Genomic DNA, 11,538 nt, shown 5'->3' on the forward strand with positions numbered 1-11,538 from the left:
GCGCGGGAGCGGCATCGGGCGCTCACACGTGAAGGACGAGGCATGCACATACCTGGACTTGTGGCGGGCCGTCGGAGCCGCGCAGCGGCCGTCGCCGCGGTGGTGGCCTGCTCGACGGTGTTCATCGTGCCGAACCCCGCCGTCGCCGGCGGTACACCGACACCTTCGGGGCCCGCCCAGAAGCTGGACTGGAGACCCTGCGTTCAGGGCAGCCCGTTCGACTGCGCGACCGCGAAGGTGCCACTGGACTACCGCGACCCTCGCGGCCGCACCGTCGAACTGGCCGTCGTCAAACGAAAGGCCACCGGTCCCGGACGGCGCGTCGGCACCCTGTTCTTCAACCCGGGCGGACCCGGCGGGCCCGGATCCGTGCAGATGCCGCAGAACTACGAGTTCTTCCCACGCGAGGTACGGGAGCGGTTCGACATCGTCAGCTGGGACCCCCGCGGGATCGGCAACAGCACCGCGGTGAACTGCTTCACGAGTCCGGAGGAAGCCGCCACCTGGGCCGCGAGCAAAGCGGCGGGCTTCCCGGTGGGGGAAAGGGAGCGGACGGCCTACTTCGCCGCGTACAAGGAACTGGCCCGGCGCTGTCAGCAACGGGACCCCGAGCTCCTGCGCCATGTGTCGACCGCCGACACCGCTCGCGACCTGGACCAGCTCCGGCAGGCGGTGGGCGACCCGCAGCTCACGTACTACGGGATCTCCTACGGCACGTTCCTGGGGGCCACCTACGCCAACCTCTTCCCCGGCAAAGTCCGCGCGATGGTCCTCGACAGCGACTGGGACCCGCAGGCCTGGACGAACCATGGGTCCAACGAGACCCCCCGGTCCACGGCCTTCCTGCGTCTGGGCTCGGACCTCGCCGCGGCGGAAACCCTGGACCAGTTCCTCACCCTGTGCGGGTCCACCACCACCGCCCGCTGCGCCTTCTCCGCCGGCAGCCCGAAAGCGACCCGCGACAAGTACGACCAGCTGATGAAGCGCCTCCGGGCGCATCCCGTGGGCGAGTGGACCTACGCCCGTACGGTCTCTGACATGGTGAGCGGCTTCTACGTCGTCCACCCCGGATGGACGAACGTCGCCGGCAGGCTGCAGGACCTGTGGCAGGGCCGCGCACCGGAGCCGTCCCCGCTCCCGCCCCCACCACCGGTCCCGGATCCGAATCCGTACCTGGGCGAAGAACAGGCCGCCGCGGTGTTCTGCGGCGACAGTCCCCATCCACGCGACCCCGGCGCCTACCACATCCTGGAGGAGGCCAGCGCCGCCCGTGCGGGCGACACCGGACGCCACTGGACCTGGGCCTCCGCGGTGTGTGCCGACTGGCCGGGAGTCGCCGCCGACCCCTATCGCGGACCGTGGAACACGCCGACAGCGCATCCCATCCTGGTGGTCGGCACCACCTACGACCCCTCCACTCCCTACTCGGCCGCGCAGGCCATGACCCGGGAACTGGCCGACGCCCGCCTGCTCACCAACAGCGGGCACGGGCACACGGCACTGCTCAACCCCAGCAGCTGCGTCAGCGAGTACGAGAGCCGCTACCTCATCGACGGAAGCCTCCCGCCGGTCGGAACGACGTGCCGACAGGACACGCCGCCCTTCTCCGAGCCCAAACCGCGCGGCGGTGTCGCCACCGGCGGGGGCGGGATGGCGGGAACGCCGGCACGGATCCCTTCCTCGACACCGTCGGCTCCCGGGCCGCATCCTCGTCGGGGACGACATGCTGCCGTCCATGGACCGGATCGGCCGGCTTCAGCGGCGCGATCCGGCCCCACCTCACATCACTCGGCCCTGCGTCAGAGGCCTACGACTCCTTGCCGAGGAGCTTGTTCATCCCCTCGATCTCCGCGTTCTGGGCGGTGACGATGTCGTCGGCCATCGACGTCGCGGGCGTGTAGCGGCCCTTGGCCTTCTCGGTCGTGGCCATCTCGACGGCGCCTTCGTGGTGTTCGACCATCATCGTCAGGAACATGGTGTCGAACTCCTTGCCGGAGGCCTTCTCCAGCTTCGCCATGTCCCCCTCGTCCATCATTCCGGCCATGCCGGAGTGGGCCGGGTGGTCCATGCCGGGCGACGACTCGGGCATCTCCTCGCCCCAGGTCCTGAGCCAGCCGGTCATCTTCTCGATCTCCGGGTCCTGCGCCTTCTCGATCCGCGCCGCGAGGTCCTTGACCCGCGCGGACGCGGCGCGGTCGGCGGCCAGCGAGGCCATCTCCAGCGCCTGCTGGTGGTGCGGGATCATGCCCTGCGCGAAGGAGACGTCCTGGGCGTTGTGCGCGCCCGCCTCGGCCTTGGCGCCGGCGCCCGAGGAGGAGGGCGAGGACGACGAGCCGTGGCCGGCGCCGTCGCCGCTGTCACCGCCACAGGCGGCGAGGGTGAACGCGGCGGTCGCCGTCACCGCCACGTGGGCGGCACGACGGGTCAGGGTACGGATGCTGCTCATACGTGAACTCCAGTGGTGCGTAATGGATCTGGACGTGCCGGAGCGCCGCGTCGGTCGGTGACGCGGTGCGCGGGGTCGTCTAGATCCGCAGGAGCTGGAGTTCGGACAGGGAGGGTGGCGCGCGGGCGCCGTCCTGGTCCGCGAGGGCGTAGGAGCACACGGTCTCGGCCACCGGCGCCACCGGGGCCGGGTCGGGCACCGGCCCGGGGACCACCGGCCCGCCGCTCACCGCGCCCGACGCGCAGGTGGCGTCGGCGTGTTGGGTGTGCCCGCCGCCGCAGTGGCCGTCCCCGGCGCAGCCGTCGTGCGCGGTCTCGGCGCCGGCCATGACGCGTGCGGAGGGGTGCGCGTGGGGTGCGCCACCGGGCGCCAGCCCGTGCATGGACAGCAGCCCCACCAGCAGCCCGAGCACGCACCAGGCCCGCCAACGCCGCAGGGGCGGTCGGGGGACGTACTGCTCGGGGCCGTTCACCCGGCACATCCTATGGGCGGCCGGGCCGCGACACGTGAGAGGGCCCCCGTGTCTCCACGGGGGCCCTCTCGCATCTCCTGGTGGGCGCGGACGGTTTCGAACCGCCGACATCCTGCTTGTAAGGCAGGCGCTCTACCCCTGAGCTACGCACCCAGGACGAGTCGACAGCCTACCTTGCCGCAGGCACTGCCCCGCAAACCCGTTTCAGGGGGTTAACCCCACCCCGGATCCGGGAGTGCGCCGGATCCCCCGTCGGGTGCCGGGTCCATACGGTCGTAGAGCAGGCGCAGCCCGCGCCGTCCGCACCAGGGGGAGATCGCCATGGCCCGTATCACCGCCGTCCGCACCGCGCTCGCCGCCGGAGCCGTCGTGGCCCTCGTCGCCGGCCTCGGCGCCTGCGCCTCCCCCGCGGACGACAAGGACCCCGAGCACCGGTCCTTCGCGCTGGCGGGGCACACGCTCACCGTGGACTCCGACGACTCGGCTCTGGAGATCGTCTCGGCGGACTCGAACAAGGAGGGCCGTATCGAGGTCACCCGCTGGTTCAAGGGGTCGGTCGTCGTGGGCAAGGAGCCGAAGGTCACCTGGTCCTTCGAGGACGACCGGCTCACCCTGCGTGTGAAGTGCTCCGGAGTGGTCGCGGACTGTGCGGCCAGGCACCGGATCGAGGTGCCGAGGGGTGTCGCCGTACGCGTCGAGGACAAGGACGGCAGTGTGCGGGCGAGCGGCTTCCGGGACGCGCTGAACATCCGCACCGGTGACGGCTCCGTGCGCGTCAGCGACACCTCGGGGCCGCTGGAGCTGCGGACCGACGACGGCTCGGTACGGGTCACCGACTCCTCCGGCGCCCTGAAGGTGCGTACCGGCGACGGCTCGGTGCGCGCCGACGTCTCCTCGCGCCGGGTCAGCACGCACACCGGTGACGGCTCGGCCCACATCGAACTGAGCGCCGTACCGGAGCTCGTGGAATCCCGCAGCGGCGACGGCTCCGTGACGATCGAGGTGCCCTCGGCGACGTACCGGGTGACGACCGAGACCGGGGACGGCGGGGTGGATGTGTCCGTGCCGCGGGACGAGTCCAGCTCGCACGTGGTGTCCGCCCGGACCGGCGACGGCAAAGTCACCGTGCGGACCGCGAACTAACCGGCCCGTGTGTTCGTCTCTACACGGTGGGAGAATGACACCGGGCAGGGCGAATCACAGCACGGGAGAGGGATGTGACGGCGACACCTCCGCAGCCGTACTCGCCGTCGGTGGCGCCTGCGCCCGGATCCGTGCTGCGGGACACCCTCACCCTGGTCGGTCTGCCGTTGCTCGCGGCGCTCGCGCTGCCCGCCGCGTTCGCCGGTGGTGGCACCAGGCGCTGGTTCGGCGGGCGGGCGGAGAGCCAGCGGGCCGAGGCGCAGGCCGCGAAGGACGCGGCGGCGGCCGCGTTCTACGAGCTGGACACCGCCCAGCGGGACCTCAGGATCTCGATCGAGACGATCACGGCGGTCGACGACTCCCCGGCCGCCCGGCGCGCCATCGCCGACTTCCGGGCGATCAGCGGCCGGATCGACGAGGCCAGTCACCAGTACATCAGCGCCGTCGACGCCCATGATCTCGACCGGGACGATCTGGAGGCCTCGGCGGCGGCGCAGGCACGTACCGCGCTCACGAAGGCGAAGGACGAGCTGGGCCGGGTCAAGCAGGAGCTCGACCGGTTCACCGACGGGCTGGGGCCACTGCTGGGCAAGGCGGAGACCCAGCTGGCGCGGCTCGCGCCGGCCGTGGAGCGGGCCCGGCAGGCTCTCCTGGCCGCCTCGAACGGACTGGACGCGGTCCGGGGCTCGGGGCTCACCGCGGACGACCTCGCGGCCCGGCTGGCGGCGCTCTCGCCGGAGCTGACCAAGCTCAACCAGGGCGCCGGGCAGCACGGCGTGCCGCAGACGCTGGAACGTGCCGAGCGGGTCGCGCGGGACGCCGAGGCGATCCGGGTGGAGGCGGAGCGGCTGCCGGAGAAGGCCGCCGAGATCGACCACCGGCTGGTGTCGCTGCGTACCCGCGCCGAGGCGCTGACGACGCGTGCCGGGCAGGTGGATCCGGTGCTGAGCGAGCTGCGGCGGCGGTTCACTGCGGCGTGCTGGCAGGACCTCCAGCATGTGCCGGAGCAGGCCTCCGAGCACGTACGGCAGGCGGAGGCGAAGCTGGCGCAGGCGCGGAGCGCGCGGGACGCCCAGCGCTGGCCGGACGCGACGGCGCTGCTGTCGACGGCGCGGGCGCTGCTGAACACCACCGACGAGGCCGTGTCGGCGGCCGGGGACCGGCTGACGCGGCTGAACGCCGTGCAGAAGGATCCGCAGCAGGAGATCGAGCGGACACGGTTCGCGATCCGGGACGCGCAGCGGCTGGCCATGGCGGGCCGCAACACGCCTGATCCCCGGGACGCGCGGCCGCTGGACGAGGCGGTGGGCCGCCTTGAGCGGGCGGTCGCCGGTCTGGAGGGCCGACACCCCGACTACTGGCACTTCCTGACCGAGACGGAAGCGGTCCGGCACGCGGTGGCGGACGTGGTGACCCGGATCCGGGAGGAGCGCGGGGGCGGCAACTGAGCCGCCGTGCCGACCGTCATGTGGCCCCTCATGCCACCCGTCCTGTTGCCCGGGCGGGTGTGGCGGGCGGATATTTGAGGGGACGGACGTACGGCCTCCGCTCGCACCCAAGGGAGGCGGACATGGCCACGCACGTACAGCGCTCGGGGTCGCGCAGGCGGATCGACTTCGACGAGCACCTGCCCGTCGACCACCGACTGAACAGGGTCTACCGGATCGGCGCGGGCCTGATGGGTCTGGCGCTGGTCGTCTTCGGCGTCTTCGGCATCGTCGACAACATCGGCTTCTTCGACACCGGCGGGGACACCATCTGGAGCCTGAACACCAACGGGGCGCTCAGCTGGCTGTCGATCGGCGTCGGACTGCTGCTCTTCGTCGGCATGGTGATCGGCGGGAACTTCGCGTCGACGCTCAACATGGTGCTCGGCGTCCTGTTCATCCTCAACGGATTCCTGTTCCTCGGCCTGCTGGACACCGACTACAACTTCCTGGCCTTCGAGATCCAGAACGTCCTGTTCACCTTCGTCGCCGGCATCCTGCTCATGGTCTTCGGGATGTACGGCAGGGTGGGTTCGGCCCTGCCGCACGACAACCCGTACTGGCGGGCCCGCAACCCCGACCTGGCCGAGGAGCGGGACCACCAGCGTGAGCTGCGGGAGCACTGGCCCCCGCGCGATGAGGATCAGGTGCGGTAGGCGTAGTAGTACGCGTTCGGGTACGACGCCACGAGGCTCGCCACCGACCTGCGGAGCGTGTTGTTCGAGTGGTACGTCACGTAGGGCACGCCGCCGCTCTTGTACGTGACGATCATCGTGTGGTCCTTGGACCCGTCGCGGTCGAAGTCCATCTGGAGGACGTCGCCGACCTCGAGCTGGTAGACGTTGGCGAGCGGCTTGGTCCGCTTGGAGTTCTGGGCGAACCAGGACCACTCGTTGACGCCGACGAACGAGTCCGACTGGATGTCGGCGTTGCCGAACCACTTGGTGTAGTCGTACACGTAGCCCGGCACGTGCTTCCAGCCGCCGGCCTTCAGGGACTGGCTGACGAAGTTGGTGCAGTCGCCGCCGGCGCCGTGGCCGTTGAAGTCCGGGTAGTCCTTGTTGTAGTTGTTCCAGTACTTCTCCGCGTAGGCCGCCATCGCCTTGTAGTCGTAGGTGGTGGCGGTCTTCGGGACGGCGACCGGGTTGCGGGTGGTCGCCGCGCGCGGGGCGCTCGGCATGGTGTCGCCGGGCTCGGGGGCGGGAGCCTTGACGGACTTCGGCTGCGAGAGCGTGTTCACCGCGAGGCCACCCTGGTCGGTGTCCTGGATGGCGGTGAGCTGCCAGTTGCCCTGGTCGTCGGCCTTGAAGGTCAGCTCGTGCCCGGCCTGGAAACCGGTGGTCCTCGGCGCGTTGCCGCGGGCCTTGGCGTAGGTCAGCGTCGTGGTCTCGGTGACCGCGGCCTTGGCCGTACGGCCCGTCACGCGCGTCGCGTTCAGGGTGACCGTGGTGCTGGCCTTGCTGTACTTCTCGCCGGCCTTGGCGAGCTTGCCCTTGCGCTGCTCGAGGGAGGACAGGGTGGCGTCCTCGGTGCGCGCGGTGCCCTTGGACAGCTTGACGTCGCCGGAGAAGCCGTCGGTCAGCGGCTTCGCGCGGTCACCCTGCCCACCGGCCACCAGGGCGTCCGTACGGTCGGTGAAGACCGCGTCGGCCAGCCGCTGGAAGGTGGCCTTGGTCTTCGCGTCGACCGTGGGGTCGTCGACGACCGCGGCGCCGGCGCTCCAGTTGGGGAGCAGCGCCACCCCGGCGACCACGGAGGTGGCCGCCGCGCCGAGTATGGCGGAGCGGCGACGCGTACGGCTCAATTTCCTTGACTTCACTGATGTTTCCCCTCTTGCCCCGGCGGGAGGGATGGCCGGGGAAGGGCATCTTGCCATGGCGTGTGTGGGGGTTGTGAAGAGGGATGCCCTTGTGGGCTCAGGACGTTACTGGACCGTCACTTCACCACGGTCGACCAGTCGGTGGACTGCGCGGGGTCCAGAGTGCGCAGCGTCTGAAGGGTCTCGGGCTTCTGCACGTCGAGCCAGTCGGACAGCTCCCTGAACGACACGCACTTGACGTCCTTCTTGGTGCAGACGTTCTTGATGACCTCGTCGACGGACTTCATGTAGATGCCGCCGTTCCAGTTCTCGAAGTGGTTGCCGATGAACAGGGGTGCCCTGCTGCCGTAGTAGACGCGGTTGAAGCCGGCCATGTAGGCGTCGGTGGTCTCCTTCTCCCACTCGGGGTACCGGGCCGGGTCGCCGTCGACCTGGCCGTCGGACTGGTTGGCGAGGAAGTTGAAGTCCATGGAGAGGCCCTGGTAGTCGCCGCCGTCGTACGGGAGCGCCTGGAGCGGGAAGTCCCACATGCCGTTCTTCTTGGTGGGCCATATCTGGAAGTCGCCCGCGGAGCTGGCGTCGTAGCGCCAGCCGTAGCCCTTGGCGGCCTTCAGCAGGTTCGCCTGGCCCTCCAGGCAGGGTGCGCGGCCGCCCGTGACCTCCTTCTTGAAGTCGAAGGGCAGCGGGGCGATGTCCTTGAAGCCGGTGTTGGTCTTCCAGTTCTCGACCATCGCGTAGAACTGGTCGATCTCGCTCTTCCACTCCTCGACGCTCCAGTCCCCGCCGCCCTTGGCGCCGCAGAAGTGGCCGTTGAAGTGGGTGCCGATCTCGTTGCCCTCCTGCCACGCCTTGCCGAGCTGCTCCAGCGTGGTGCGGATGTGTTCGTCGGTGGGGAAGCTGATCGCCGCCGCGCCCTTCTTGTGCTGCGGCGGGGCGTAGAGGTCCCTCTTGCTCTTGGGCAGCAGGTAGATGCCGGTGAGGAAGAAGGTCATGTGGGCGTCGTACTCCTTCGCCATCTTCCGGTAGTGCTGGAAGAGCTCGTCGTCGCCCGCGAGCGCGCCGTCCCAGGAGAAGACGACGAACTGGGGCGGCTTCTCCCCCGGCTTGAGCGGCACGGCCTTCAACTCGCCTGTCTGCGGGCCGGTGTAGGAGGTGGAGCCGTCGCCGAGGATCTTCGTCTTGCCGTCCCAGGGCTCCTCCTGGCTCTGCCCGGCGGAGCCCTTCGGAGTGTTGCCCCGCGTCCCGGAGGAGGCGGTCGGCTCGGTGTTGTCCGCGCGGGTCAGTGCGAGGTAGCCCGCGACCAGGGACGCGGCGACGAGGAGGACCGCCAGGCCCAGGATCCTCGGAGGGGCGGTCCGGCGGGGTGCCCTGGCCTTGCGGCGGCGGCCCGACGGTGACTTCATGTGCGGCTCATTCTGCGAGGGGAGTGGGGGTTGCGGTGCCCGGCCACCGGATCAGCCGACCGGACTGGTGGCACCGGACCAGATGCCGTACGGGACGTTGTCGGCGGAGGTGCCGGCGACGCCTTCGAGCGGCAGTGGTTCGAGGCTCTTGGCGAGGTCGATGCGGTAGACGACGACGGCCGTCGACACGGACTCGGCGGTGCCGACGAACCAGGAGGAGGTGTCCTTGTCGCTGGTGCCGGCCTTCCCGGCGACCGTCGCCGAGGCGGCCGCGGCCGGGTGGGCGACGCGGAAGGAGTCCTGGAGCGCCGAGGTGACCTCCTCGGCCACGTCGGCGCCGACCGCGCGCTTGGCGGAGGGCGTGGCCAGCGCCACCGGGGAGCCGTTGTGGGTGATCCGGCGCACCGAGTACGGCTCGGTGTGCCGGCCCTTGGCGGCGAACGTGGCGTAGCCGCTGGCCATGCGGATCGCGCTCGGTGTGGAGTTGCCCGCGGACAGCGCGGGGATCTGCGGGCCCATGCTGGAGGGGAGCAGGCCGGCCGCCTGGGCGGTCTCCCTCACCTTGTCCAGGCCGGTGTCCATGCCGAGCTGCATGAACGGCGAGTTCACGGAGAGGGCGAGCGCCCGGTGCAGGCTGATCTGCCCGTAGGACTGCTTGCCGTCGTTGTGCGCGGCGACCTTCTTGCCGCTGCGGTCCCAGTAGGGCCCCTCGGGTGTGGTGACCAGCACACCGTCGTTGCCGTCGTACACGCTCTGCCCGGAGATCTCCTGGCGGGGCGCGTCACGCTCCTTGACGACGCCGTGTTCGAGTCCGGCGGCGTACACGAACGGCTGGAAGGCACTTCCGGCGGGGACCGTGGTCGCGTTGGACTCGTTGTAGCCCTGCGTACGGTGGTCGGGGCCGCCGTAGACGGCGAGGATCCGTCCGTCGGTGTCCACCGAGGCGGCGCCGAAGTGGGCGGTCCTGGCCCTCTTCGGGTCGTCGTGCAGCGCCTTCTTGCGGGCCTTGGTCACGGCGTCGGTGAGCGCGGTCTCCCGCTTGCGGTCGAACGTCGTGTAGATCTGGTAGCCGCCCAGGTCCCAGTCCTTGTCGGAGATCTTCGCGGCCTTCTTGGCGTACTGCGTCGCGAGTTCCACCAGGTAGTCGGTCTGTTGGCCGGTGTCGTAGAGCGGGTTGGCCTTCAGCGGCTCGGGGAACTTCCTGTACGTGGCCCGCTCGGCCTTGGACAGCTTGCCGATCTCGACCATCCGGTCCAGGGTCCAGGACCAGCGTTCGACGGCCCGGGCGCGGTTGGCGCTGTTCAGGGTCGGGTCGTAGAGGCCGGCCCCCTTGAGCAGGGAGGCGAGGAAGGCGGCCTCGCTGGCGTTGAGTTCGCTGACGTCCTTGCCGTAGTACGCCTGGGCGGCGCGCTGGATGCCGTAGGTGCCGCGGCCGAACCAGCTGGTGTTGAGGTAGCCCTCGAGGATGTCGTCCTTGCTCATCTGGTTGTCCAGCTTGAGGGAGATCATCGCCTCGGTGAACTTGCGGCTGACGGTCTGGTTCTGGTTGAGGTAGACGTTCTTGACGTACTGCTGGGTGATGGTGGAGCCGCCCTGGGTGTCGCCCTGGCCGATGGTGCGGAACAGAGCGCGGGATATGCCTTTGAAGGAGATGCCGGGGTCGCTGTAGAAGCTGGCGTTCTCCGCCGCGAGCACCGCCCAGCGGACGTCCTCGGGGATGTCCTTCAGCGGCATCGCCTGCCGCTGGACCCAGCCGGTGCGGGCCATGGGGGTGCCGTCGGCCCAGAAGTACACGTTGTCCTGCTGGGTGGCGTACGTGTTGAGGTTGTCCGGTATGTCGGTCGCCGCGTAGGCGACGACGAGGAAGAGGGTGCTCATGCCCATGGAGGTCAGCGCACCGCCCAGCGACTGCCGCCAGGACGGCATCCAGCGCCGCCAGCCGACGCGGCCGGGCCGCGGGTACTGCGGGCGCAGGCGGCGCACGTAGGGCAGGGCGCGGGCGAGGTGGGGGGCGAGGAAGGCCGCGAGGGGGGCCAGCCGGAGGCGGGCGGCGGTGACGAACCGGGAGACAACGGGAGGCCGGGGTGCCTTACGGGGGTTTCGCCGCTCACTGGTTACAGGAGGTTTCCTTGGGGTCTCGGGTATGCCGAGACCCTCCGGGGGTACCCGCAGTTGCATGGTCTCGTCCGCCGGAGGGATGGCAGGAACCTTCAACTGCATGGTGAGTTCGGGCTCCTGGGGCTCCCCCCTCTGCCCCTCCTGGGTCACGACGCGTCTCCCTCCGCACTTCGGTGTTGCTCGCGCAGGTAAGACGTACTGGTACGTAGGTGGGTTGTAGACACAGCCGTCACGCACTGGTCTGTGCGGACTCGGCTGCGGACCCCCACTTCCCCCGACCCTCCGGTTGCGGTTCCTCGCGGCACTAACAAATTACCAGCGATCTTTTCAATTTCTCCTCACTACTATCGGACAGAAGCGAACACAGCTGAACCGCGAGTTCCGGTCGTCGCCGGGATCGCCGGTTAACCTGTGCTCATGCCACGCTACGAGTACCGCTGCCGTACGTGCGGCGACACCTTCGAACTGAGCCGTCCGATGGCGGAGTCCGCCGCCCCCGCCGCCTGCCCCGCGGGGCACGACGACACCGTGAAGCTCCTGTCGACCGTCGCCGTCGGCGGCACCGCGTCGTCCCGGTCGGCCGCCCCCGCGCCCAGCCCGGGCGGCGGAGGCGGAGGCGGCTGCTGCGGCGGAGGTTGCTGCGGCTGACG

10 protein-coding genes and 1 tRNA gene are annotated in these 11,538 nt (G+C 70.2%); 5 read left to right on the forward strand and 6 right to left on the reverse strand.

Going from position 1 to position 11,538, the window contains the following annotated elements:
• Window positions 1–42 precede the first annotated feature (42 nt).
• Complete coding sequence (locus IG99_RS03270) at window positions 43–1,866, forward strand: alpha/beta hydrolase (RefSeq protein ID WP_078947503.1); 1,824 nt, start codon at window positions 43–45, stop codon at window positions 1,864–1,866.
• Here IG99_RS03270 and IG99_RS03275 read toward each other — a convergent pair.
• The 3 genes from IG99_RS03275 to IG99_RS03285 all read right to left on the reverse strand — a co-directional run bounded on the left by IG99_RS03275 (window position 1,808) and on the right by IG99_RS03285 (window position 3,071).
• Entirely contained in the window at window positions 1,808–2,446 is a 639-nt protein-coding gene (locus IG99_RS03275; RefSeq protein ID WP_037669411.1) for a DUF305 domain-containing protein, read from the reverse strand. The genes IG99_RS03270 and IG99_RS03275 overlap by 59 nt on opposite strands.
• 79 nt (window positions 2,447–2,525) lie before the next feature.
• Entirely contained in the window at window positions 2,526–2,927 is a 402-nt protein-coding gene (locus tag IG99_RS03280) for a DUF6153 family protein (protein WP_199815445.1), read from the reverse strand.
• Between the two features lie 69 nt (window positions 2,928–2,996).
• Window positions 2,997–3,071: transfer RNA gene (locus IG99_RS03285), tRNA-Val, on the reverse strand.
• A gap of 168 nt (window positions 3,072–3,239) precedes the next feature.
• Between IG99_RS03285 and IG99_RS03290 the strand changes: the two genes are divergently transcribed.
• The 3 genes from IG99_RS03290 (at window position 3,240) to IG99_RS03300 (ending at window position 6,204) form a co-directional block, all read left to right on the forward strand.
• A complete protein-coding gene (locus tag IG99_RS03290) occupies window positions 3,240–4,061 on the forward strand; it encodes a DUF4097 family beta strand repeat-containing protein (RefSeq protein ID WP_037669413.1) in 822 nt (273 codons plus the stop codon).
• A gap of 74 nt (window positions 4,062–4,135) precedes the next feature.
• On the forward strand, window positions 4,136–5,509 hold the full coding sequence (locus IG99_RS03295; RefSeq protein WP_037669415.1) for a hypothetical protein: 1,374 nt from the start codon (window positions 4,136–4,138) through the stop codon (window positions 5,507–5,509).
• 122 nt (window positions 5,510–5,631) lie between these two features.
• Window positions 5,632–6,204, forward strand: coding sequence for a DUF4383 domain-containing protein (locus IG99_RS03300; protein ID WP_051864866.1), 573 nt, complete (start codon window positions 5,632–5,634; stop codon window positions 6,202–6,204).
• Here IG99_RS03300 and IG99_RS03305 read toward each other — a convergent pair.
• The 3 genes from IG99_RS03305 to IG99_RS03315 form a co-directional block, all read right to left on the reverse strand.
• Entirely contained in the window at window positions 6,192–7,367 is a 1,176-nt protein-coding gene (locus tag IG99_RS03305; protein ID WP_037669417.1) for an amidase domain-containing protein, read from the reverse strand. The genes IG99_RS03300 and IG99_RS03305 overlap by 13 nt on opposite strands.
• Before the next feature lie 116 nt (window positions 7,368–7,483).
• Entirely contained in the window at window positions 7,484–8,770 is a 1,287-nt protein-coding gene (locus IG99_RS03310) for a polysaccharide deacetylase family protein (RefSeq protein ID WP_037669418.1), read from the reverse strand.
• Between the two features lie 51 nt (window positions 8,771–8,821).
• Window positions 8,822–11,038, reverse strand: a complete 2,217-nt coding sequence (locus IG99_RS03315) for a transglycosylase domain-containing protein (protein WP_394297960.1) — start codon at window positions 11,036–11,038, stop codon at window positions 8,822–8,824.
• Between the two features lie 267 nt (window positions 11,039–11,305).
• Between IG99_RS03315 and IG99_RS03320 the strand changes: the two genes are divergently transcribed.
• Window positions 11,306–11,536 (forward strand): FmdB family zinc ribbon protein, encoded by a 231-nt coding sequence (locus tag IG99_RS03320; RefSeq protein WP_037669676.1) that lies wholly within the window; start codon window positions 11,306–11,308, stop codon window positions 11,534–11,536.
• Window positions 11,537–11,538: the final 2 nt, after the last annotated feature.

This window comes from Streptomyces griseus subsp. griseus (assembly GCF_000720255.1).
Lineage (GTDB): Bacteria > Actinomycetota > Actinomycetes > Streptomycetales > Streptomycetaceae > Streptomyces > Streptomyces griseus_I.

Coding starts and splice junctions, on each gene's coding strand:
- IG99_RS03270 (WP_078947503.1), top strand. CDS start 43: ATGCACATACCTGGACTTGTGGCGGGCCGTCGGAGCCGCGCAGCGGCC.
- IG99_RS03275 (WP_037669411.1), bottom strand. CDS start 2,446: ATGAGCAGCATCCGTACCCTGACCCGTCGTGCCGCCCACGTGGCGGTG.
- IG99_RS03280 (WP_199815445.1), bottom strand. CDS start 2,927: ATGTGCCGGGTGAACGGCCCCGAGCAGTACGTCCCCCGACCGCCCCTG.
- IG99_RS03290 (WP_037669413.1), top strand. CDS start 3,240: ATGGCCCGTATCACCGCCGTCCGCACCGCGCTCGCCGCCGGAGCCGTC.
- IG99_RS03300 (WP_051864866.1), top strand. CDS start 5,632: ATGGCCACGCACGTACAGCGCTCGGGGTCGCGCAGGCGGATCGACTTC.
- IG99_RS03310 (WP_037669418.1), bottom strand. CDS start 8,770: ATGAAGTCACCGTCGGGCCGCCGCCGCAAGGCCAGGGCACCCCGCCGG.
- IG99_RS03320 (WP_037669676.1), top strand. CDS start 11,306: ATGCCACGCTACGAGTACCGCTGCCGTACGTGCGGCGACACCTTCGAA.